21 protein-coding genes and 1 tRNA gene are annotated in these 24,086 nt (G+C 48.5%); 13 read left to right on the top strand and 9 right to left on the bottom strand.

The features are described 5' to 3' along the window. Positions 1 to 134 precede the first annotated feature (134 nt). Positions 135 to 221 (top strand) — tRNA-Leu (locus tag Q0418_RS08720). 61 nt (positions 222 to 282) lie between these two features. On the opposite strand, the gene Q0418_RS08715 is transcribed toward Q0418_RS08720, so the two are convergent. Next, a complete protein-coding gene (locus tag Q0418_RS08715; protein WP_298483749.1) occupies positions 283 to 909 on the bottom strand; it encodes a hypothetical protein in 627 nt (208 codons plus the stop codon). Positions 910 to 1,004: 95 nt separating this feature from the next. On the opposite strand from Q0418_RS08715, the gene Q0418_RS08710 reads away from it, so the two are divergent. Beyond that, positions 1,005 to 1,961: a CPBP family intramembrane glutamic endopeptidase gene (locus tag Q0418_RS08710; protein WP_298483748.1), complete on the top strand. Its 957-nt coding sequence runs from the start codon at positions 1,005 to 1,007 to the stop codon at positions 1,959 to 1,961. A gap of 183 nt (positions 1,962 to 2,144) precedes the next feature. Here Q0418_RS08710 and Q0418_RS08705 read toward each other — a convergent pair whose 3' ends face one another. From Q0418_RS08705 to Q0418_RS08695, 3 genes are read right to left on the bottom strand one after another with little or no spacing between them, the layout of a single operon-like run. Further along, entirely contained in the window at positions 2,145 to 3,317 is a 1,173-nt protein-coding gene (locus tag Q0418_RS08705) for a hypothetical protein (protein WP_298483747.1), read from the bottom strand. A 7-nt stretch (positions 3,318 to 3,324) separates the two neighbouring features. Further along, positions 3,325 to 3,927, bottom strand: a complete 603-nt coding sequence (locus Q0418_RS08700; RefSeq protein WP_298483746.1) for a hypothetical protein — start codon at positions 3,925 to 3,927, stop codon at positions 3,325 to 3,327. 7 nt (positions 3,928 to 3,934) lie between these two features. Next, a complete protein-coding gene (locus tag Q0418_RS08695) occupies positions 3,935 to 4,855 on the bottom strand; it encodes a uridine kinase (RefSeq protein WP_298483745.1) in 921 nt (306 codons plus the stop codon). 214 nt (positions 4,856 to 5,069) lie between these two features. Here Q0418_RS08695 and modD point away from each other — a divergent pair, with 214 nt between their 5' ends. The 4 genes from modD (at position 5,070) to Q0418_RS08675 (ending at position 8,539) form a co-directional block, all read left to right on the top strand. Next, a complete protein-coding gene (modD, locus tag Q0418_RS08690; protein WP_298483744.1) occupies positions 5,070 to 5,933 on the top strand; it encodes a ModD protein in 864 nt (287 codons plus the stop codon). A gap of 20 nt (positions 5,934 to 5,953) precedes the next feature. Beyond that, positions 5,954 to 6,631 (top strand): 5'-methylthioadenosine/adenosylhomocysteine nucleosidase, encoded by a 678-nt coding sequence (locus Q0418_RS08685; RefSeq protein ID WP_298483743.1) that lies wholly within the window; start codon positions 5,954 to 5,956, stop codon positions 6,629 to 6,631. Next, positions 6,628 to 7,323 carry a hypothetical protein gene (locus Q0418_RS08680; RefSeq protein ID WP_298483742.1) on the top strand — a complete coding sequence of 232 codons (696 nt, stop codon included), beginning with the start codon at positions 6,628 to 6,630 and terminating at the stop codon, positions 7,321 to 7,323. The genes Q0418_RS08685 and Q0418_RS08680 overlap by 4 nt, the downstream gene beginning before the upstream one ends. 295 nt (positions 7,324 to 7,618) lie before the next feature. Beyond that, the gene (locus Q0418_RS08675) at positions 7,619 to 8,539 is read left to right on the top strand and encodes a LysR family transcriptional regulator (protein ID WP_298483741.1); all 921 of its coding nucleotides are present in this window, start codon (positions 7,619 to 7,621) and stop codon (positions 8,537 to 8,539) included. A 55-nt stretch (positions 8,540 to 8,594) separates the two neighbouring features. On the opposite strand, the gene Q0418_RS08670 is transcribed toward Q0418_RS08675, so the two are convergent. The 3 genes from Q0418_RS08670 to Q0418_RS08660 form a co-directional block, all read right to left on the bottom strand. Then, positions 8,595 to 10,850 (bottom strand): leucine-rich repeat protein, encoded by a 2,256-nt coding sequence (locus tag Q0418_RS08670; protein ID WP_298483740.1) that lies wholly within the window; start codon positions 10,848 to 10,850, stop codon positions 8,595 to 8,597. A gap of 84 nt (positions 10,851 to 10,934) precedes the next feature. Beyond that, the gene (locus Q0418_RS08665) at positions 10,935 to 11,447 is read right to left on the bottom strand and encodes a Gx transporter family protein (RefSeq protein WP_298483739.1); all 513 of its coding nucleotides are present in this window, start codon (positions 11,445 to 11,447) and stop codon (positions 10,935 to 10,937) included. Further along, complete coding sequence (locus Q0418_RS08660; RefSeq protein ID WP_298483738.1) at positions 11,419 to 11,814, bottom strand: NusG domain II-containing protein; 396 nt, start codon at positions 11,812 to 11,814, stop codon at positions 11,419 to 11,421. The genes Q0418_RS08665 and Q0418_RS08660 overlap by 29 nt, the downstream gene beginning before the upstream one ends. Before the next feature lie 318 nt (positions 11,815 to 12,132). Between Q0418_RS08660 and Q0418_RS08655 the strand changes: the two genes are divergently transcribed. The 5 genes from Q0418_RS08655 to glgA all read left to right on the top strand — a co-directional run bounded on the left by Q0418_RS08655 (position 12,133) and on the right by glgA (position 20,465). Continuing rightward, positions 12,133 to 14,376 carry a SpoIIE family protein phosphatase gene (locus tag Q0418_RS08655; protein ID WP_298483737.1) on the top strand — a complete coding sequence of 748 codons (2,244 nt, stop codon included), beginning with the start codon at positions 12,133 to 12,135 and terminating at the stop codon, positions 14,374 to 14,376. A 166-nt stretch (positions 14,377 to 14,542) separates the two neighbouring features. Further along, positions 14,543 to 16,549 (top strand): 1,4-alpha-glucan branching protein GlgB, encoded by a 2,007-nt coding sequence (glgB, locus tag Q0418_RS08650; protein WP_298483736.1) that lies wholly within the window; start codon positions 14,543 to 14,545, stop codon positions 16,547 to 16,549. Positions 16,550 to 16,601: 52 nt separating this feature from the next. Next, complete coding sequence (locus Q0418_RS08645; RefSeq protein ID WP_298483735.1) at positions 16,602 to 17,804, top strand: glucose-1-phosphate adenylyltransferase; 1,203 nt, start codon at positions 16,602 to 16,604, stop codon at positions 17,802 to 17,804. A gap of 14 nt (positions 17,805 to 17,818) precedes the next feature. Then, positions 17,819 to 18,943, top strand: a complete 1,125-nt coding sequence (gene glgD, locus Q0418_RS08640) for a glucose-1-phosphate adenylyltransferase subunit GlgD (RefSeq protein ID WP_298483734.1) — start codon at positions 17,819 to 17,821, stop codon at positions 18,941 to 18,943. Between the two features lie 106 nt (positions 18,944 to 19,049). After that, positions 19,050 to 20,465 carry a glycogen synthase GlgA gene (glgA, locus tag Q0418_RS08635; RefSeq protein WP_298483733.1) on the top strand — a complete coding sequence of 472 codons (1,416 nt, stop codon included), beginning with the start codon at positions 19,050 to 19,052 and terminating at the stop codon, positions 20,463 to 20,465. A gap of 90 nt (positions 20,466 to 20,555) precedes the next feature. Here glgA and Q0418_RS08630 read toward each other — a convergent pair whose 3' ends face one another. Then, positions 20,556 to 20,807, bottom strand: coding sequence for a TIGR03905 family TSCPD domain-containing protein (locus Q0418_RS08630; protein ID WP_298483732.1), 252 nt, complete (start codon positions 20,805 to 20,807; stop codon positions 20,556 to 20,558). 304 nt (positions 20,808 to 21,111) lie between these two features. On the opposite strand from Q0418_RS08630, the gene xylB reads away from it, so the two are divergent. Continuing rightward, the gene (gene xylB / locus Q0418_RS08625) at positions 21,112 to 22,638 is read left to right on the top strand and encodes a xylulokinase (protein WP_298483731.1); all 1,527 of its coding nucleotides are present in this window, start codon (positions 21,112 to 21,114) and stop codon (positions 22,636 to 22,638) included. A 99-nt stretch (positions 22,639 to 22,737) separates the two neighbouring features. Next, positions 22,738 to 23,523, top strand: a complete 786-nt coding sequence (locus tag Q0418_RS08620; RefSeq protein WP_298483730.1) for an NAD(P)H-hydrate epimerase — start codon at positions 22,738 to 22,740, stop codon at positions 23,521 to 23,523. 69 nt (positions 23,524 to 23,592) lie between these two features. Here the strand turns inward: Q0418_RS08620 and Q0418_RS08615 are convergent, their stop codons facing one another. After that, positions 23,593 to 24,069, bottom strand: a complete 477-nt coding sequence (locus Q0418_RS08615) for a C-GCAxxG-C-C family protein (RefSeq protein WP_298483729.1) — start codon at positions 24,067 to 24,069, stop codon at positions 23,593 to 23,595. Between the last annotated feature and the right edge of the window lie 17 nt (positions 24,070 to 24,086).

Below are 24,086 nucleotides of genomic sequence, written 5' to 3'. Positions count from 1 at the left end.
CAGGTGCTAGTCCTCGCAAGGGGGTGGAGGTTCAAGTCCTCTTATCCGCACCACACGTTTTCTGATTTATCAAGTGTGCATTTGGAAGGCACTTAAAAAATCAATTGGATCGGTGCAACGATTCAATTGCATATGCGGATATGGCGGAATTGGCAGACGCGCTAGCTTCAGGTGCTAGTCCTCGCAAGGGGGTGGAGGTTCAAGTCCTCTTATCCGCACCAAAAACAGGTAAATCATGGTGTGATACATGGTTTACCTGTTTTTTATTATGTATTTCCTCAATCAGGAATCGTATTTCGAGTTTCTCTTTGCCTCTCGGATTGCACGCCCCAGGATTGCGGCAACTTCTTCCGGGTTTTCAATGCCGCATAGATTATGAAAGTTGCATTTTGGCGCATAGAGCTGCCATTTCACCCAGAATTCATCCTGTTTTCCTGCAACAAGACTGCCTCTTACTTTGTCATACACAATTTTTCCATTGATTCGATAATCAATCCTGCCAATATGATTTTCTCCCATAGTTACGGTAATATCTGTCAATTCCACCAGTTGGTCAGCAATTATCTGTCGTGTGGCACTGCGCCAGATGAACAATTGCCGTTCGGTAATCATATACCAGTTTTTCGAACCGCTTGTTCTGGAACGATATATCATATAATCCATCAAAACAGACGCAATAAGAAAGACAAAGATCATTCCCAGCCATATTCTTTGCATCACAGTATTTTCACCGATAACATGTCTCCCTATGAAATACATCAAAAGAAGAATAACAATATCCCATAATACAAAAAAACAACTGGATTCCTTCTTTTTTGATCCAGCGGTCAGCCTTTTTACCGCCGCCTTTCTGAAAACTACCCATCCACAAAATTCGTTCATCCGCACGCATATAGGGTGCTGTAGCACGCAGCATCTGATCCTCCATTGGTATCATTTTCCCTCACCTCTCACCTATTCTACCATAAAGACAAGGTCATTGCAACCCAGAAAGGAGCTGTTCCATGAAAAAAAACACAGTCCGGAAATGTGCCAACTACGTTTCCGTCTGTCTGATTGTCTACACCCTTCTCCGCTATCTCATTTTTGCAGTAGAACCCCTGTGCCGGAAGTTTTATGTCCAGATTCAGGAAAGTGATCTCACAGCACGGCAGCAGCTTCTGGAGACGTTGGAAGCCAATGCTTATCACAGCGGCGTCTCCAGTATTGTGATCGTCATACTGGGCGTACTGCTTCTGCTGTTTCTGTTCCGGAAAACAGTACCGCCCAGCCGGCTGTTTCACAAGGAAAAGAAACTGGCAGCCAGACGATTTCCCTTTCTGCTTTGCGTGTTCATGTCCGGTCAGCTAATCTTCTCTCTGTTTGGGAACGGCATAGAGGCGCTGCTCAATCTCTGCGGCTATACAGCAATGGGACAGCTGACGGCGGCTTCTTCTCAGAGCACTACCCTCTCCATGTTCCTGTACTCTGCTTTTTTTGCACCCGTTGCAGAGGAACTGATCTACCGTGGATTCGTCCTGCGCAGTTTCCAGAAATACGGAAAGGTATTCGCCATTCTCCTGTCGGCAACTTTATTCAGCATTATGCATGGGAATCTGTTCCAAATGATCTTTGCCTTTCTTGTGGGAATCGTGCTGGGATATACTGCGTTGGAATATTCCATCCGCTGGTCCATTCTGCTGCATATCATCAATAATTTTGTATTTGGTGAACTGCTGGGGTGGCTGTTTTCTGAAGTTTCTCCAATGGTACAGGACTACCTGTACCGTGGCATCAACATTGCATTTTTCGCCGTGGGTTCGTTCTTTCTGCTGAAGCATCGGGAAGCAGTGCTGGCTTATCTGCGGGGAAACCGGACGGAAAAGAAATGCTACCGTGATGCATTTACAGCAATCGGGATGATTGTTTTTCTCGGTACAAATCTGGTGCTGGCGTTTTCGGGAATACATAAATTGTCGTAAATGTAAAATAAGACTATTACAGTGCAACGAGATCAAGCGCAATACCATACCAAAATGTTGGATTTTTGTTTGATTTTCTTTCTGTAATAGCCTTTTTTCATTTTGGTTCTATTTCTTTCCAATAGTATTCCTAGGGCTTGTTTAAAAAATTTACCAAAATCCCAGTTGCTCTTAGCAAATAAATTATTCATAGCGATACAGATAGTTACCATCCACATCAATCATGCCTTCAAAAAAATAAGGATGCATCGTATCCAGATGAATTAGAAAAAATCGAAAATCGCTTATTTCAATCTCTAGCCAATGATCATGAAAGAAACACATAGAGGGAAAAGGGTCTATTTCATTGATTAACGGAACATTCAACTTTTGAAAAGCGTGCATAATTGCATCAATAGAAAATATTTTACCATCTGATATACGCTGAAATGCTGTATCACTATAAATATACAAATCTTTTCCAGAAGAAAGTGCAATAGATTGTTCCTGATTAATTGGAACAACATAATTGTTAGCCAGCGCCAAATCATATTTCAGTAATATCGATTTTGATTCTTCAATAATTTCATAATAAATACAATTATCAATCAATGCATCATATTCTAAAGAGAAATATTCCGAATTAGATGCAATTACATCAAACCCACTATAGTTGTATCGAATAATTGCATCATGTGCATTCACCTTTTGAAACATCTTTTCATGCATATTTTGAATTTCAATAGAATTTCCTGACGCACGAAACACAATTTCATTTTGAGAAGATTGAATCGAATGAAATAACGTTAAGTCTCCACGCAGAAAAGACAGCGGTTCAAGATATAATTTTGTTTTTGTTCGAATAATTTTAAAATATTTCCACAGCTCAGTTTTCGTATTCAAGATTCCTACATAAAGAGTTGTTCCGTCATATTCCATTCGTATTCTTGGGTTTGAAAAATGATTGCATGACCATTCGACAGGAATATAACATTTCTGCCACGTGTGATATTTCATCTCAAAACAAGAAAGAATACATTTTTCGTCTAAAAGAGCAAGTGAAAAAATACATGATTTCACAGGATATATCTCAAAAATTCGAGAGCTTTTCTCATATGCCGCCCAGTCAGGTAAAGTCACGATTTTTGATTTATGGGTATCATAAAAAATCAAAGACACCACCGTCTGACACTTGTATGTGTTAATATCCATCATGAGAATTATATTTTCATACCGATGCAAATAACGATACAAAAAGCCATTTTCATTTTTATAAGAAGGAAGTGTAATTACAGGATTTAGATGATATACGTCTTTTGTGTTTTTACGCAAATCAATTTGCCCCCTTCTTTGCCCGATAACTCCAAACCACTTCAAATAAGCCCTAACCGCTCAAAATATTTTTTCTTTTTCGCCAATCTAAAACCAGCGTTCTCACAGTTAGAACAACAAAAAATATGACAACAACTGTCACTCCAGCATACACAATTCCAATCTTATGAAATTCTCTAGTTACGTCTACAAAGATGGCGGCATTCTCTGTATCGGAAGTCAATACCACAACCTCATTGTCTGAAAAACGACCTGGAAGATACGTTACTTCCAACCGTTCGCCTGATCTGACGTTTGTAAAAAAATTCACATCCAAATTTTCGGCTGGAGAGATTCTCCACTTTTCCTGCGTTTCATCTATAATAATGAAATAATCAGATTGGTAATTACGATATCCATGTTTTCCCTGGACATAATTGCAGAAAGAATAAGAAATTATGTCCTTACGAAGAAAAACGTTTACCAGATGACTTGCTGCATTGATGCCGGAAATCCCCATTATCAAAAATAGCAGAGCCGCAATAAAGCAAGTAATTCGAATTTTTATTGTGAGATGAGATATCTGCATTTGTGTTCTTGCAGTCACTTGATTGTCCGCAGCCATTTTCCGGCGAGTATCATGCGCTTTCAGGCGTTTCTTTTTTTCTTCTTTCATTGTATTTTTAATATTGGAATGCACTATCCCCCGCAAATTCACGTACCAAGGAATCTGCCGGTACCTGTTCTAACGGAAGCGGTGCAATCTCTTCCCACATTTCGTGCAGTTCTTTCAGCATAGGGTGAGACATGCAGCTGTCGATTTCTCCGTCCAGCAGGGTCTTATAGATTCCCAACTCATAGGGCAGGAATGTGTCAATGGAGTATGTCGCCCGTTTTTTATAGGGTGCAATATATTTGTGTTCCCCTGCCTGCACACGTTCAAACATGGCAATGGTCTCCGGCAGACTGCGGTGGCGGAAATTCCGGTCACGAAGCATTCGCCGCATGAGCCGCAGCCGGGATGGGTGCAGTACGGTATCACCATGGGTCACACGTGTCCGGACGCTGACATAGATCCGGATGGTTTTTTCGTCCGGCACAGTAATCACATCGGGATTCAGTGCATGAATTCCTTCTAAAATCAGCAGTTCCCCCGGTTTCCGGGTCAGAAGCCAATCCTGATCCTGCCTGGTCGTAGTACGAAAGTCATATCTCGGCAGCCAGGTGGGTTCACCTACGATGATTTTTTTTAGTTGCTGGTTCAAGTATGGCACATCTACCCGATCAGGCGACTCCAGATCTAGCTTTCCTTTTGCTGCCAGGATCTGCTGCTCCGGGGTCATAGTACGAAAAAAATTATCCATGGAGACAGTGTGGGTCTCCACGCCCCAGCTGTCTAAAAAGCGTTCCAAAAGAAATGCTGTACTTGTTTTTCCAGAGCCGGACGGTCCGGAGAGTAGGATGATGGGACACTCCACTGCGCTTTCATGAATTGCCTCTGCAACTTTCCGTATCTCCTGCAAAAATGCTGCATCCGCCTCCTGCATGGCAATCTCTGAAGCCGTCATTGCCTGGTTGAGTTCTGTGAGTTTTCTGTACCGCATGAACCTTCCGCCTTTCGTTGAATTCTATTCCATTATAGCAAACTGCACAGAATTTGTCAATTGCATGGGATTTTTTTGCACGAAGCTCGGCATTTCGTAAATTTGATTTGCACGATACACGCAAAAACAAGTAGACATCCCAGACAATTTGTGATATAATAATTACAAACGGATGCGCTGCGATCCGCTACAAATTCCGAAAGGAGCCTTCTCTATGCGAAGTGATTTGATTTACATTCCGGACAGCGAGCTGGATGCCCTGATTCAGCAGGACACTCCTTATCTGGATCTAACTACCATGGGACTGGATATCGGCGATGAACCGGGTACTCTTTCCTTTTATACGAGAGAACCTTGTGTTCTGTGCTGTACCGAAGAGGTATCCCGGATTCTGACGAAGCTGGGACTATCCACCGCCTATTCCCTGCCCACAGGCACACAAATCGGCGCAGGTGAATTATTCTTCACTGCCGAAGGCAGTGTCTGTGATCTGCATCGTGCCTGGAAAATCTGCCAGTCTCTGCTCTCCCACTGCTCCGGCGTGGCGACCAAGGCGAGAAATATGCTGAGCCAGGTGCAGGAGATCTCCCCGACCATTTCCCTGACGGCAGCACGTGCACATTTTCCGGGAACAAAAGCCCTTGTCACAAAGGCGGTGGTTGCCGGCGGCGTGATTCCCCACCGGATGGGGCTGTCGGAGACAGTACTGATCTACGAAACTCACATCGCCTGCATGGGCGGTCTGGATGTCTTTCTGGAACGCTATCCGAAGCTGCGCAACCACTTCTGTGAAAAGAAGGTTTTTGTGGAGACAACCTCTGCTCAGGTGGCGCTGCAATGTCTGGCGGTAGGCGTGGACGCCATCCAGTTCTTCCAGATGGACCCGCCGGAACTGGAACAGGCAGTGCAGCAGGTCAAAGCGAAATATCCCCACTGCACCATTGTTGCCGCTGGAAATCTCACTGAAGAAAACGCGGCGGAATATGCGGCTACCGGCGTAGACGGACTGGTCAGCTCGGCATTTTATCGTGCCAAGCCCATTCAGATGCAGGCGCAGTTCGCACCGGCAGACAAATAAGTGAAAAGAGGAACTGAAATATGAAAACGATTGGAATTATCGGCGCAATGCCGTCAGAACTCGTGGATATCCGTGCAGGATTGCCGGATTCAGACATTCAGAAAAAGGCAGGTTTCGACTACTATGTGAACCAGGTGGGAGATACCCGTGTGGTACATGTCTGCAGCGGCATTGCCAAAGTCAATGCGGCAGTCTGCACCCAGGCGCTCATCGACACATTTGCGCCGGATGCCATCATTAATGCCGGTATTGCCGGGGGAATGAACCGGGATGTCCATGTCTGCGACGTGGTAGTTTCCAACGAAGTACTCCCCCACGACCTGGATCTGCACTTTTTGCAGGACTATCCGCCCTACTGCGGCATTTATCCCGCTGACAAAGCCCTCATGGATCTGGCGCTGAAAACCTGTGCGGAATTTGAGGTAAAAGCATTTACCGGGCGCATTGTCTCCGGCGAGGCATTTATCTCCGACAATGCCGTCAAGGCAGACATCCTCAATCGGCTGAATCCCTATGCAGTTGACATGGAAAGCTCGGCTGTAGGACACTGTGCATATCTGAATCAGGTGCCCTTTGTGAGCATCCGCTGCATTTCGGATAATGCGGATGATGAAGGCGCTATGTCCTTTGACCAGTTTGAGAAGATTGCGGCAAAGCGTGTGGCGGATATTGTGCTGCGAATGGTGGAGATATTTTGAAGCCAGATAAACGCTTTATGTTTGTTCCACTGCTGATTTCCTGTGGCATTTTGCTAACTGGTTGCAACCCTTTTGTGAGCGAATCGGAATGGTCTCCTTCTCCAGAAGCCATAGAATCTTATCTGGAACAGGCATATTCCTCTGATTTTACTTATATTTCCATAGCTGATATTGACAAAGAAAACTGGGTTTGGGACAAAGGCGAGGATTCTGCTGTATCTGCATTTGTATTTGAAGATGAAAACAGCATTTCATTTACTGCGGTTACCTACAGAACAAAACAAATGGTGGGGAGTTGTCCTGCTGTCAAAGAAAATTATCGCACAGCATTTGTGAATCACCACATACAGGAAATATGTGAGGAATATCAGGTACATCTCACACCGTTCGACTGCGGTATGTATGATACAAACGCTGTGATATCGGTAACTGGAGAAGATGACCTGGCACCTGCGCTGGATTTTATTATGAAAGCAATGGAAAATCAGCCTGTTCTCCTCGAGCCGGACATTGACCTTGGATGGTATCCCCTGCTTTGGTATTCCCATTCTCCGGAAATCTGCATTTCTTACCATCAGAAAGAAATGGAATCATACTCTGCCTTTTCGCTTGCGACATTGGAATATGAAGAGGAACTGGAAAGATTAAAGCAGGAACTTTCCACTTTGCAGGCAGCAGCGGTGGAGTCGTAAAGGAGAAGCCTGAAATGGAATTATCGCTTTCCTATCTTCTGGCATTTCTCGTGCTGTGCATTGCACTTGCGATTGCCTGTATTGTCACGGATATTTGTCTGTATTTTTCCAAGAAAAAGAGATCTGTGCAATTTGTCCTTGCCTCTATCGGAAGCATTCTTTTTGCATCTATTCCAATAGCACTCTGTTTGTTTGGATTTCTTGCAATGTTACTGATATTCACATTGATTCTATACAACGTTATGCTGACGATTCTGTATTTTCATAAGCATTCGGAGAAACCGAGGTGACCCCAATGACCCTACAACAGCTCCAATACATCATTGCCATTGCGGAACACGGTTCCATCAGCGAGACAGCGAAACAGCTTTACATTGCCCAGCCCACCCTATCCAGCGCCGTCCGGACGCTGGAGGAGGAATTCGGCATTACCATTTTCCACCGTTCTCCACGGGGCATCACCCTGACGGAAGACGGCAGGGAATTTTTGTCCTATGCCCGGCAGGTGGTGGAACAGGCAGACCTGCTCCACCAGCACTATGGTGCCGTGCGGAAAACCAGCCAGCGCTGTGCCATTTCCACCCAGCATTATGCCTTTGCCGTGGATGCTTTTGTGCGGCTGGTACAGCGGCTTTCGCCGGAGGCATACGAGTTTACGCTCCGGGAAACACGTACCCATGAGATCATGGAGGATGTGCGGAATTTCGACAGCGAGATCGGAATCCTCTATCTCAGCAGCTTCAACGAAAAGGTCATCCGTGCCATGCTGGAAGAGTACGGGCTGGAGTTCCACTCCCTGGTGACAGCGGAACCTCATGTGTTTCTCCGTGCAAGCCATCCCCTTGCGGGACAGGCTGCGGTTACCACAGCCGACCTGGAGCCCTATCCATTCCTCTGCTTTGAACAGGGCGTGCACAATTCGTTCTATTTTGCAGAGGAACTGCTCAGCACCATGCCCCACCGGAAATGCATCCGGGTCAGCGACCGGGCAACGCTGTTCAACCTGCTCCGGGGCGTGCAGGGATATACCATTTGCAGCGGCATGGTCAGTGCGGAACTGAACGGCGGCGACATTGTTTCCGTGCCCCTTGACACTGCCGAACGCATGGAGATCGGGTGGATCTCCAACCCGAAAACCCAGTCCAGCCGGGCAGCGCAGATGTATATTCAGGAGCTGCGGCAGGTTTTGGAGGAATATCAGGGGACGAAAATCTAAGCAAACAGCAAAACGGCATACCGTCGGGGAAAGGCGGTATGCCGTTTTTTATAGGTTATTCTATACAAGGCAGGGTGCTTACGAGGTGCACCAGGAATTTCAGGAGAATGAGGGCATCATCGTTGCCCAATTCGCCATTTCCGTTGCAGTCGGCATTTGCGGCTGCCTTATCGTTCAGGGTCACAGAACCGGCGGCGGCTTTGTTCAGGAGTACGGCATCGGTGATGTCTACTCTGCCATCCAGGTTGGTGTCACCGTAGAAGGTGTCGGGGTTGGCAGAAATAGAGGTAACAGAAAAAACACTTGTTGTATTTGTAGTAAGTTGCGTTGTTGTAGATTCTGTTACAGTTGTAGTAGTATCTGTTTCACTGATTTCTTCAAATGGAAATCCAAATTTTTCAGCGTATGATTGTGCAGTAGAGTTAGCGTGTCCGAAGATCGTCCCGGTAAAAAATACACCCTCTGTATTCACGCCATTGCGTATTGCGCCCCACAGTCTTTCATCAATTTTACAGTCCCGGTTGTATATTGTTGCAGAACTAAGTTTTTCACAGCTGAAAGCACCACATCCGATACTTTCAGTACTTTCCGGTATAGATATATTGGTCAGACCTGAACAACCTGAAAAAGCATACGTTTCAATTTTTGTGACACCATCTGGGATAGTGATATTGGTCAGACCTGAACAACCTGAAAAAGCACTACTCCCAATAGTTTCAAGACTTTTCGGCATAGACAACACCTGGAGATTCGTACAACTTCTGAAGGCGCTATCTTCAATACTGGTGACTCCATCCGGTATCGTAACAGAAACCAAATTTTTATTCCCATCGAAAAGATACTCTCCTATTACAGTTACAGGCGTTCCAAAAAGAGTGGAAGGTATTACAATTTCCGTATCGGAGCCGGTGTAGCCCGTAAGCGTTACGCTCTGTCCGTCTGAATTAACTTTGTATTTATAGTCACAATCATTTCCCAGGGAAACAAATTTGTACCTGCATTGTTTGGCATACTTCTGTGCTGTAGAATTGGCATAGCCATAAATCGTACCGCTATAATCGAATCGAATAAGTGCGTCTGAGTAGCCATTATTGATCGTTCGGTATCCTTCGATTATGGTACAGCCAGGATTATATATCGTCACTGAATTCAGACTGGTACATAGCGAAAAAGCTTCAATATCAATACCATATACACTTTTTGGGATTATGATATCTGTCAGACTGCTGCATTGACGAAAAGCATACCGTCCGATGTATTTCAATCCATCCTGCGTTTTCACCGAAGTCAAATTTGAGCAGCTTAAAAATGCTGAATTTTGGATTTCCGTAACACTAGCCGGAATGTCCACAGATCGAAGACTTTTGCAGTTACAAAATGTATCCTCGCCGATTTTCGTAAGGCTGTCTGGCAGTGCAATGGAAGACAGCTTAGTGCATCCGTTAAAAGTGCCGAGAAGTTCAGTGATATTCTTTGGCAGTTGTACTGAAACAAGATTCTCGCAGCCCTCGAATGCGCTGCCGATCGTCACAACATTATCCGGAATTGTCACAGCAGTCAAAGCGGTGCAATTCTTAAATATTCCTATCAGTTCGGTGATACCTCTGCCGATCTTTACCGAGGACAGGGCTGAACACCCATCAAACGCATCGTCCTCTATTTCTGTTACAGTGTCGGGGATCATCACTTCCTGCAAAGAAGAACAGTTCATAAAAGCATTCATATCTATATGCGTTACGCTATCCGGTATCGAAACGGCAGTAAGACCAGTACAGCCTCTGAACGCTCCATAGCCAATAGAAGTAACACCATCAGGGATCGTATAAGCCCCCTGCCTGCCAGCAGGATAACAAACAAGTTCCGTTTTTGTTTTATTGAACAGCACGCCGTCTATATCAGAGTATACTTCATTGTCATCATCCACGGTAAATCGAGTAAGTCGTTTCCAGGTGCAAAATGGACTGCATACCATACCGGTAAGAGTTTTTCTTATTCTTACGCTGGTCACCGTACTATTGGGCTGAAAATAACCGCCAATTACGCCGATTGTATGAACCGGTTTTGTCTTAAGAGTTCCACCATATGCGTCGCTTGTGGAAATCTGTGTCGGAATTGTGACACTCTCATCAGTTCCTACATAATCACGAATGACAGCCGAACCATCACTGGCATCCTCCCACATCCAACCATCTGTTTCCTGCAAAGCAGATGCAATAAGATCGGTATACAGGAATGGTTGTCCAACGAACACTGCAAGAGTGAAAATCACTGCCATTAACATAGTCATTATCCGCTTTTTCATCGTTCTCATTTTAATACCTCCTATATCATTTTTTCAAAGCACGTCACATGTGACAATATGTTTTATAGTAGCATATTTTTCCACCTATGTCAATCACCCATTTGACAACAGTTTCCTCGCATGTCCTGCCACATACGTCACCACCCATCCATTGAACACCCCTGCCGGTACTGCAAACAGCACCAGTATCGGAAAATAGTTCGCCACAAGCGTCGTCCCCATCAAATGTGCCGCCATGACCAACTGCCCCACAATGTGCAGGATCGACCCCACCATACTCACAAACCACAGATTCCGGGACAGCACCCGATGCAGCAATGCCATGCCACAGAAACTCAGAAGACCGCCGCATAGGGAATACAGCAGCATCACCGGCTGACCGCAAAAAAGTCCGCTCAATACGATCCGTGTCAACAGCACCGCCAGAGCATCTCTGGGACGATCCAACTCCATGACCAGCAGCGTCACCGCATTGGCAAGCCCTAGCTTCACCCCCGGCAGCGGTATCGGCAGCGGAATCTGCGCCTCCACCAGAAACAGCGTCAGCGCCATACAGGCATATAATCCGCAGCGGATATTACGTCTGAGCGTCGATTGCATCTGCATTTTCCGTTCCTCTTTCTACAATGGTGATCACAACACGGTGCGGCAGGCAGATGATCGTCTCTCCTGGCTTCGAGATCTGTCCCGTTTTCATGCAAAGATGATCCGGACAGGATGCGGATACCATCTGAATATAGCCTGTTCCGATCTCAATGACATTATCCTTCGTTCCCTCTGATATGGAGATCTGCACCGGTACAGCATAGGTCTGCCCCAGATCGTAGGTGTACAGCACTTCGCCGTCCACGGATATTTCCGCAATGCCAACGTCACTTTTCTTCTGTTGTATCTGCCGCCAGATGGTCCAGCCTCCGGCACCTGCAAGAATGACAACTGCAATTACCAAACATAAAATACGCTGTTTCCCCACTACTGCACCGCCTTTCTTATGTCAATACCATACAAAGCCGACAAGCGCTCCTTGTGCGGTGTTGCCTTATTACTTTCCATTATAACAGACTTCCTCGAAATGTCAAGCATCGCCCGGAAAGGGGAAATCCGGTTACATTCGCCGACCATTTGACCGGAAACGAACCTTCCTTTGATTGCCCGTCCTCTCACCGCAGATTTTCCAAACAAGTCCTAAAAATCCACGGTGGATTCTGACAGATATTTTTTTGCCCATCCGTTATAATGGAGGATACCAAATCATCACACATGGATTTTCAACAGAAAGGACGTCTCTGCCATGCGCAACCAAAATCCCCAGCTTCTCCGCCGCCCTCGTATTCCGCATTTTGCCCTGGAAGGAGGCGGCGGATTTCTCTCCGGTCTGCTCCTCGCCGGTACATTTGTGGGCACAATGACATCACCACTCCCCATTGCCATTGCCGCCAATCTCAGTTCTGTAGGTGCCGCCGCCGTACTGGTGGGCAGTCTTATTTCATACATGCTCTCCGGCACCATGCTGGATAATCTGCCCCTGGTGTTTGCCCTGGTCGTCGTGGTCTGCCTGCGAATGCTGAAACGTCCCCCGAAAACTGCCGCCGGTATGGCGTGCAGCACGGGACTTTGCGTATTCCTCTCAGGTTTCGCCGTCTCCCTGATCTTTCACGCCAGCGGCGCAGAAGTCATTGGCTATACCATGACTGCCGGTCTCACAGGATGTGCCTCCTATTTCATGCACGCTGTATTTCATAGTATGCGCAAAACGGGGAAAATTCCGCTGCGTTCCACTGACGGCTGTGCTGCCGCCGTGGTGCTGATTCTCACTATCGCTGCACTGAGTTGCTACGGCATTCCCTCCATGAATGCCGGATGCGTTATCAGTGCCGCTGTCACCCTCATCGGTGCGCGGAAATTCCGCTGTGCCGGCGGTGTGATCTGCGGCGCACTGACTGCCTGCGGCACTATTCTCGGCGCACCAGATGCAGGAATGCCCATGCTCATCCTGCCGGTAGCAGGTCTGCTGGTGGGCTATCTTTCTGACAGAAACCGGTTTGCCATTGCCTGCGTTTTTTTCCTCTTTTCCCTCATGGCACTCATTACCTTCGGCACGGATCTGCTCCAGTTTTCCGCTGTACTCAACCTGTTTCTGGGGAGTGTGGCATTTTTGTTTTTGGATGCCGCCTGTCTGGACAAATGGCTGGTTACCGATCTGCCTGACAGCACAGATTCCACGCAGCCCCTTTCTTCTCGTCTGCAATATATGGCAAGCGCTATCCACAGTGTCCGGGAAGATACCAATGCCATTGCCGCACTGCTCCCCCAGGAAGAGCTGACACGGGATGTCACCAGAGAAGTCTGCGAAACCGTCTGCGGCAGCTGCCGGAGCAAGCTGCGATGCTGGGAATCGGAATATGAGGAGACCCTTGCCGGATTCCGGAAGATGGAATCCCACACTGGTGCGGAGATGCCTCCAGTTCCGCCGGAGCTTGCACATTGCAGCCGCACGGAACGACTCCGTGCCCTGTTCTCCCGGCACGCCGCAGACCGCCGCAAGGCACGTTTTCTGGCAGCACGTACCGCCGAGAGCCGCACGGTGCTTCTGGAACAGCTGGCTGCCGCTGAGGACTTACTAACAGCAACCAGCAGCCAGCTGCATGTCCGCTATAGCAGTGAACTGAGCGAATCTGTCCGCCGCCGTCTCATCCGCTATGGTTATCCCTGCGATTCCGCTGCCGTGTACTACACCGGATCGGAGCGAATGATCATCGAAATGTGCTGCCGGGATCATGGGCTGGACGGTTGTCTACCCACTATCCGGCATATTCTTTCGGAAGCCCTGAATCTGACTCTGGAGGAACTGGACCCCATTTATTCCGGAGACTGCGTCCGGTATCGGCTGTGCCAGCGCCCGAAATACCGTCTGGAGCACTATTCCTCTGCACTCCACGCCCACCAGGAGACCATCTCCGGCGACACTGCCATTGCCTTTACGGACAATGCCGGGAATCCCTATCTTGTGCTGTCCGATGGTATGGGCACCGGAAAAAATGCTGCGGTGGAATCCCGCATGACAACGGAAATGTTCCGCAAGTTCATCAGCGGCGGCGTTTCCGGCACGGCGGCTGTCCGCATGATGAACGGGCTTCTGCTGACGAAATCACCCCAGGAGACCTTCGCCACCCTGGATGTGGCACAGTTCGACTTGGATGCCGGCGAGCTGACCATGATGAAATCCGGCGCTGCCGCTACCCTCATCCGCCACGCCGGAAAGGTCTCCCGTATCAGCGCCCAGACCTTTCCCCTGGGACTGGAGCCGGAGGGAGAAACTGCCGTCCGCCATGTGTCACTTTATCCCGATGACATTATCCTCATGCTGTCCGATGGCGTCAGTGAGGATGCCTATCCTCTGATCCGGCAGCTGTTGGAAAACAGCAGCGATCTGGAACAGATCGTCACTGAGATATGCCAGAAAGCGGATATTTTTGCAGGCGGCAACCGGCGTGATGATGTCACTGTATGTGCCGCAAGGCTTCTCCCCTCGTAAGCGAAGAGATGTTGTTGCGATCCTCTTTTTTATATTGTGCAAAATGCACAAATCTAAGACTTGAAACTGGGCGTTTATATGAATTTTACTGGACGGTACAAAAAAAACTTGCATTGTATTCCTATTTATGTTAAAATATGAATAGAAAACAAAAGGAGGGTATGCTATGCTTTCAACGCAGAAATCCACCGCAAATGATTTTCCCCTTTACCTATTCCACCAAGGGAAAAATTTTGAAGCACATAAATTCTTCGGTGCACACCCATTCCGGCGCGGCCGGGGACAGTTTTATCGTTTTCGTGTTTGGGCACCCAAGGCGAAAAGCATCTCTGTCATCGGCTCGTTCAACAACTGGGACCGCACCTGCAATCCTATGGAGAAGATCTCGGATACCGTATGGGAAGCAGAGATACCGCGTCTGAAACAATTCGACAGCTATAAGTATAGTATTGAGACAGAAGACGGACAAATTCTGGATAAGGCTGACCCTTACGCATCACATTATGAAAGACGTCCGGGAACAGCCTCGAAACTGTTTGAAAGTACGTACACGTGGCAGGACCAGGCGTGGTACGCTGAAAAAAAGAAACACAGCCCCTATAAAAGCCCCATGAACATCTATGAGGTCAATATTTCTTCCTGGAAGCGCAAGCCAGAAGAGGAATTCCCCAGCTATATCGGCTTCGCACAGGAGATCATTCCTTATCTCAAGAAGTTGTCCTATACCCATATCGAATTCATGCCGCTGACGGAATATCCTTTTGACGGCTCCTGGGGATATCAGGTCACGGGTTATTTTGCGCCAACATCCAGACACGGCACACCCGATGACTTCCGCCAGATGATCGACATGTTCCATCAGGCTGGCATCGGTGTCATTCTCGACTGGGTACCGGCACACTTCCCGAAGGATCCTATGGGACTTTGCGAATTCGACGGCTCTTATTGCTATGAATATGCAGATCCCCTGAAAATGGAGCACAAGGGCTGGGGCACACGCGTTTTTGACTACGGCAAGGGCGAGGTCTGCTCGTTCCTGATCTCCAGTGCCTGCTGCTGGCTGGAGGACTTCCATCTGGATGGTCTCCGTGTGGATGCAGTAGCATCTATGCTCTATCTGGATTACGACCGGCGTGACGGCGAATGGCGTCCCAATGTCTATGGCGGCCACGAGAATCTGGAGGCAGTTGACTTCCTGCGGCATCTGAACGAAGCCGCATTCTCCCGCAATCCGGACATTCTTATGATCGCAGAAGAATCCACGGCGTGGCCTCTTGTCACAAAGCCTACGGATATCGGGGGTCTGGGCTTCAACTTCAAGTGGAACATGGGCTGGATGAACGATATGCTCAGCTACATTTCGCTGGATCCCATTTATCGTGCTTTCAACCATGACAAGCTGACGTTCTCTTTCTTCTATTGTTTCTCAGAGAATTACATACTGCCCATTTCCCACGATGAGATCGTCTATGGCAAATGCTCGATGCTCCAGAAAATGAGCGGTCAGAACGATCCGGAAAAATTCTCTTCCTACCGTGCATTCCTGGGATATATGATGGCACATCCCGGAAAGAAACTGCTCTTTATGGGGCAGGAATTTGCACAGAGAAATGAGTGGAATTTTGAAACACAGCTGGATTGGGATCTTCTGGAACAGCCTGCCCATCAGCAGATGGAGCTGTTCTCCCAGGATCTGAACAAGTTCTATCTGGAAAATTCACCTCTGTGGCAGGATGACGATTCGTGGCAGGGCTTCAGCTGGATTTCCCATGATGACTATCAGCAGAGCGTCATTGCATTCCGCCGGATCGACGATGATGAAAATGAACTCATCGCCGTCTGCAACTTCTGCCCGGTACAGCGCAATGACTATAAAATCGGCGTTCCCAAAGAAGGACGCTATCAGGTTGTATTCAATACAGACGCAGCAAGCTACGGCGGCAGCGGCGTGACGGAAAAGAAATTCGAGTCACTCCCCATTGCTATGCACGGTTTTGAACAGTGCATCTCTATGACGCTGGCACCTTTGTCTGTCATTTATCTGAAATATGTTCCCGTGAAAAAGCGTGCACCCCGCAAGGCGGCAGCTGCAAAAACACCGGCAAAATCAAAAAGAACCGGAACAGCAAAGAAAGCAGCAACACGTCCTGCAAACGGCACCGCTTCATCATAAAATCAGATTTTCTCATTCATTCGGAATTTGAATTGAATTTAGGAGGAGTATCATGAAGATCAAGAAAAAATGCGTCGCCATGCTGCTGGCGGGCGGTCAGGGCAGTCGTTTGTATGCGCTGACACAAAAAGTAGCAAAGCCTGCGATCCCCTACGGCGGTAAAAATCGTTTTATCGACTTTCCGCTGTCCAACTGCATCAACTCCGGTATTGATACCGTCGGCGTACTGACACAGTACCAGCCCCTGGTGCTCAACGAGTATATCGGAAATGGTCAGCCCTGGGATCTGGACAAAATGCATGGCGGTGTCCATGTACTTCCGCCGTATCAGACCGCTGCCGGTGCTTCCTGGTATGAAGGTACTGCAAATGCGATTTATCAGAACATGGCATTCATTGAACGGTATGATCCGGAATATGTCATTGTCCTCGGCGGTGACCACATCTATAAAATGGATTATTCCAAGATGCTGGAATATCATATTGCAAACGAGGCAGACAGCACCATTGCGGTAATTGACGTACCTCGTTCTGAGGCTTCTCGTTTTGGCATCATGACCTGCGACGAAAAGGGCAGAGTTGTTGATTTTGCTGAAAAGCCGAAGGAGCCTAAGTCTACGCTGGCTTCTATGGGTATCTATGTCTTTACCTGGAGCAAGCTCCGCAAATATCTCATCGAAAACGAAAATGCAAACACCGGATCCAAAGATTTCGGCAAGGATATTATTCCGGCAATGCTGGGGAATAATGAGCGTCTTTTCGCTTATGAATTCGAGGGCTACTGGAAGGATGTCGGAACTCTGGACAGCTTGTGGGAAGCAAATATGGATCTGCTCAGCCCCAATGTTCCTCTGGATCTGTACGATCCGGATTGGAAAGTATACTCCCGTCACAACAACATGCCGCCCCAGTATATCGGCGAAAATGCCCATATCGAAAACTCTATGATCACAGAGGGCAGCGTAGTAGACGGAACAGTTGACTTCTCTATCATTTCCTCCGGCGTCACCATTGAAGAAGGCGCATCCGTCAAGTACAGCATCGTTATGCCCGGCAGTATTATCAAAAAGGGCGCTGTGGTGGAATATGCCATCATCGGTGAAAACTGCGTTATCGAATCGGATGCAGTCATCGGCATGAGTCCGGAATCTGTTCCGAACCGTGACGACTGGGGCATCGCCGTTACCGGACACAACATCACCATTTCTTCCGGCAAGCGCGTACTTCCGAAGGAAATTATTTCCGAAAATCTGTAAAGGCGGTGGCAACAATGAGTATCAATCAGAATGTATTAGGATTAATCTTCGCAAGCATCAACGATTCCGCAGTGATCGATCTGACAAAGCTGCGTACCATGGGCTCTATCCCCTACGGCGGCCGCTATCGTCTGGTAGACTTCCCGCTTTCCAATATGGTAAACTCCGGCATTTCCGAAGTGGGTGTCATTACGAAATCCAATTACGGCTCTCTGCTGGATCATCTGGGTTCCGGTCGTGAGTGGGATCTGGCGCGGAAAAAAGGCGGTCTGCATCTGCTCCCTCCCTTCAGCCAGTCCAACGGCGGTACATACCAGGGACGTCTGGAAGCACTGAGCAATATCTGGAGCTTTGTAGAACACACCCGTGCAAAATATGTGATCCTAGCAAACAGCGATGTGATCACGACAATTGATTTCAACAGTGCGCTGAAACAGCACCAGGAAACAGAGGCAGATATCACAGTCATCTATGCAAAGGGACTGTACAACCGTGAGAAGAGCGCAAGCGGCTGTATTCTTCAGATCGATGAGGAGAACACCATTAAGGAAGTGCTCATCAATCCTATGATGTCCGGTGAATGCAACATCTCCCTGGATATGTTTATCGTAAACACGGAGTTCCTGAAACAGGTGGTTCTGGAAGCAATCAGCAAAAACCAGAAGAGTCTCATCCGCAATGTGCTCCAGGCACGGAAGGATGAATTCCTGTTCAAGGCATATGAGCACAAGGGCAGCTTCTATAAGATCGACAGCCTGGAAGCATATTACAAGGCAAACCTGGCGCTGCTGGATACCAAAACAAGAAACAGCATTTTCTCCAGTGAAGCTCCCATTTATACCAAGGTTGGTGACAACGCACCGGTAAAATATGGTCTGGAATCCACTGTAAAGAATTCTCTGGTGGCTGACGGCTGTATGATCGAGGGAACAGTGGAAAACTGCGTTCTGTTCCGCGGCGTAAAGATCGGAAAGGGGGCTGTTGTCCGCAACTGCGTTCTGATGCAGAGCACGGAGATCGGCGAAGGCTGCAATATTGATTCCATTGTAGCTGACAAAAATGTAACCATTTCCGATAATCGTGTGCTGACCGGTTCTGCGGATTATCCGCTGTATCTGGGCAAGAAGGCAAAAATCTAACATGATTTAAATAAAGTGTGCTGCCGTACAGAGCCGCCCTCCACAGATCTCAAACAATCTGTGCACGGTTCTTGCGGCAGTTTGCTATGAAAGGAAGATCGTACCATTGAAAATACTTTTCGCTGCCAGTGAGGCACTTCCCTTTGCGGCTTCCGGCGGACTCGCCGATGTTGCGGGTTCTCTGCCAGCTGCTATCAGTCAGAACGAGGAAATGGACTGCCGGGTGGTTATGCCCCTTTACCGTTCCATCCAGCCGGACGTACGCAACCAGATGACATTTCTGAAAGATATTACTGTAGAAGTGGGCTGGCGGAAACAATACTGCGGCATCTATACCATCAAAGTCGGAAAGGTGACCTATTATCTGCTTGACAATCCCTATTATTATATGCGTGACGGCATGTATGGCTTCTACGACGACTGCGAACGGTTTGTCTTTTTCAGCCGTGCCATTCTGGAGATCCTCCCTGCCATTGACTTCAAGCCGGATATTATCCACTGCAACGACTGGCAGACCGCCATGGTGCCAGTATTCTACCAGGTGCTGTACAAATACCACCAGGAATACGAAAATATCCGCATCATCTACACCATCCACAACATTCAGTATCAGGGTGTCTACGGCAAGGAAGTCATTACGGAGCTGATGGGCATTCCCACCTATCACACCAATCTGCTGGAATTTGACGGCATGGTAAATCTCATGAAGGGCGCATTTGAAACAGCGGATCGCATTACCACCGTCAGCCCCACATATGCAAAAGAGATTCTCGACCCGTGGTATTCCTATGGTATGGATCGCGCACTGATACGGCGGCAGGATCCCATTGTGGGCATTCTCAATGGCATTGATGTGGAAACCTACAATCCGGAAACAGACCCGAATATTCCGAAGAACTACACCGTTTCTAAAATGGCTGGCAAAAAGGAATGCCGGAAGAAGCTACTGGAAGAATGCGGTCTTACGGCAGGTGATGCACCAGTCATTGGTATTGTAACACGATTTGTGGCACACAAGGGCATTCAGCTGGTACAGCAAAGCTTCCAGGAAATGCTCCAGCTGGGCTGCCGCTTTGTGGTTCTGGGCAGCGGCGAAAAGCTGTATGAGGACTTCTTCCGGGAGATGCAGGACACCTATCCGGAACAGGTACACGTGACCCTGGGATTTGTTCCGGAAATGGCTCGGCGGATCTATGCCGGTGCAGACATGTTCCTTATGCCATCCCAGAACGAGCCCTGCGGTCTGGCGCAGATGGTGGCAATGCGGTATGGTACCATTCCCATTGTCCGGGAAACCGGCGGTCTGAAGGATTCCGTCTTTGACGCAGGCGGCGAAAACGGCAATGGCTTTACCTTTAAGACATATGATGCCTATGACATGCTGAATGCAGTGAAGCGTGCTTGTGCGCTCTTTGATGACAAGCGCAAGTGGAATGCCCTAGTGCGCCATGCTATGAAGTGTGATTACAGCTGGAATGTTTCGGCGGAGAAGTATATGGAGTTGTATCGGTCGTTGGTTTGAGTTGGAAGTTACTGATACGCTCGTAGAATAACGCAAAAACGGGACGACAAACCATCGTCCCGTTTTCTGTACGCATTATCATAAAATAGTTTACTGCTCCGCAGCGACCTTTTTCAGGGCTTTCGCCAGCTGATCCGGGCAGGATGTGGGGCGGCTGCCGCATTTGATATTTTCCAAACGCTTGATAACCTCGTCCACCGGCATTCCCTGCACCAATGCGCTGATGCCCTGGGTGTTGCCGCTGCATCCGCCGATGAACTGTACCTTTTCCACGATGCCGTCCTCTACGTCGATCTGAATCATTCTGGAACAGACACCGTGGGGTGTGTATGTATACTGCATGTCTTTCACGCTCCGTTTTTTGGATTTGCCGCCAGTGCGGCTTTTCTATAGTATAACACAGTATGGACGAAAAAGCAAGTGACTAATTGACAGACCAGCGCATTTTTTTACCAAGACAAGTTGTAAGGAATGCAGGAAAAACATTCTGATTCGCCTGGACTTCTGCTTGACAAGCACGGTAAATTTTGATAAAATAAAACAAGAACCGGAGCTGCATCTTGAGAGCCTGTTCAGCATCTTTTCGCATGACCAGGCACTGAACAGACTCTGACAAATCGGACAGCTCGGAAAGGAACGAAACACTATGGCTTATGTAATTGGCGTTGACTGCGGTACCAGCGGTACCAAAACTGTATTATTCCGGGAAGATGGCACGGTAATGGCGAGCGCTACCGTGGAATATCCCATGTATCAGCCCCAGAACGGCTATGCTGAACAAGACCCCATGGACTGGAAAAATGCCATGATCCAGACCATTCAGACAGTTGTAACAAAGAGCGGCGTTCAGAAAGAGGATGTCAAGGGCATCGGTATTTCCGGACAGATGCACGGTCTGGTCATGCTGGACGGTGACAACAATGTCCTGCGGAAGTCCATTATCTGGTGCGACCAGCGTACCGCTGCGGAAGTGGACGAGATGAACCGTGTGGTCGGACAGGACAAGCTCATGGAGATCACCGCAAATCCGGCGCTGACAGGCTGGACTGCTGCAAAAATTCTCTGGGTACGCAACAACGAACCGGATATCTATGAGAAGTGCAGACACATTCTGCTGCCCAAGGACTATCTCCGTCTGATTCTCACCGGCGAGTATGCTACCGAAGTTTCAGATGCATCCGGTATGCAGCTTCTGGACGTGGCAAACCGCTGCTGGTCGGATGAACTTCTGAAACTGCTGCAAATTGATAAGAGCCTGCTGGGCAAGGTCTACGAGTCCTGCGAGGTTACCGGTAAGCTGACAAAGGAAATGGCAGACCTGCTGGGACTGTGCGAGGGTACTGTTGTTGTGGGCGGTGCTGGAGACAATGCAGCTGCGGCTGTGGGAACCGGCGTAGTCAAGGACGGCAAGGCATTCACAACCATTGGTACTTCCGGCGTGGTATTTGCCCACACATCCGCAATGGCAATGGATCCCAAAGGACGTGTACACACCTGCTGCGCAGCAGTTCCGGACAGCTGGCATGTCATGGGCGTTACCCAGGGCGCTGGTCTGTCTCTGAAATGGTTCCGGGACAACTTCTGTGCAGCGGAAAAGCAGACCGCTTCTCTCATGGGTGTGGACGAGTATTATCTCATGGACAAGGAGGCAGAACAGGTGCCGGTTGGCACAAACCGTCTGCTCTATCTGCCCTACCTTATGGGCGAGCGCACCCCTCATCTGGATCCCAATGCACGTGGCGTGTTCTTCGGTCTGTCGGCAATGCACACCAAGCGGGATATGCTCCGTGCTGTACTGGAAGGCGTGACTTATTCCCTGCGTGACTGCGTGGAAGTATTCCGGGAAATGGGCATCTCCGTAGACGATATGATGGCATGCGGCGGCGGCGGTACTTCTCCCCTGTGGCGCAGTATGCTGGCAGATCTGTACAACTGCCCGGTAAAGACAGTGGCTTCTAAGGAAGGCCCGTCTCTGGGCGTGGCGATTCTGGCTTCTGTGGGTGCCGGCATCTACGACAGTGTACCCCAGGCTTGCGAGGCGATCGTCAAGACAGACAAGACACAGAATCCTCAGGCGGAAAATGTACCGGTATATGAGTCGTACTATCAGCTGTACCGGGAAATCTATCCGGCACTCAAGGCACAGTTCGGGAAACTGGCTGAGTTGGCGTAATTTTGCAATATCGCATTTCATCGCAATTTCCATACAACCTGAAAAGACGATACTGCCGCACTATGCGCTGTATCGTCTTTTTCAAAGGAGGTATTCCTCATGCAAAAAATCATCTCTGTTGCCACCATGCGTGCCAGCGATACCGCTGAAATCGCCGGCGGTACGGACAGTAAAACCCTTATGTACCGTGCCGGACTGGGACTGTTCCGCAGCTGCGATTGGCACGGCAATATTGACATTGTGGCAGGCAGCGGCAACAATGCTGGAGATGGCTATGTGCTGGCACTGTTGCTCCATGACGCCGGTATCCCCTGCCGTATCGTGCTGACCAGCGATAAATTTTCCCCGGATGGTGCTTACTACTTTGAAAAGTGCCGGAGTGCTTGTATTCCGGTCACAAGAAAGATCGACTTTTCCCACACGGATATTATCGTGGACTGCCTGCTGGGGACAGGATTCCAAGGCGAATTGCGTCCCAATCTGCGGCAAGTGGTGAAACAAATCAACGCTTCCCATGCTTTCGTCATCAGCGTGGACATCAACAGCGGCATGAATGGCGACACCGGCGAGGGATTCTGCGTCCGGTCTGATCTGACTGTTTCCATTGGTATGCTGAAAACCGGACATCTGCTGGGAATGGCAAAGGGTGCCATCCGGAAACTGTATAACTACGACATCGGCATTCCCTGCATCGGGGCATATATGCCGCTGTATGCACCAGATGAAACGATGGAAGAACACAGTTCCGATTTTTCTTTCCCGACACAGTTTGACGAAGTGATGGATTCTGTGGGCATTCCTGGCGGCTCACCGGAAGAACGGTTACAGGCTTATGCCCATTCGGTCTGGGAACGGATGAAATTCTTCCAGGTGACAGATGGGTGAATAACTTGATATCTCACAAAAACGGCATGGTCTGCACTTCTGCATCCATGCCGTTCTCCACTTTGATGATTACTCGTTCGCCGAAAAATCCGCTTTTTCTTGTTCTTCCGCAAGCAGCTGTTCCAGAAGCTTCGCCGCCGTCTCCACAAACCGCACACAGGGACGTACTTTGTAGTATTCCTCTGTTCTCGGCAAAGGATCCTGCTGCAATTTCCCGGGCAACGCTTTCAACAGTTCACGGCAAACAGTTGTCTCGTGACATGCCTCGAACTCTGCCGCAAGATGGCGTATTCTGGCGTAATGCGCCTTTTTTGCGGCATCATCCTTCGGGGAATCATACCCCAGCAGCATCCCTGCCACCAGAAACATTCCCGTCACTGCGCCACAGGTACCCCGCAGACCGCCCATACCGCCGCCGAATGAGGATGCCAACCGCATTGTGGTTTCCAGCGGCAGCCCCATTTCTTCATGAAATGCTCCGGCTACGGATTGGGAACAATTATATCCCTGCTGAAACAATTCTCTTGCTTTTGCTGCATGATCCATGTTTTTTCATCTCCAAC

The organism is uncultured Ruminococcus sp. (assembly GCF_937915125.1).
Taxonomy (GTDB): domain Bacteria; phylum Bacillota; class Clostridia; order Oscillospirales; family Ruminococcaceae; genus Ruminococcus_C.
The sequence above is the reverse complement of the archived record's forward strand: the minus strand, read 5'-3'. Positions and strand labels throughout refer to the sequence as shown.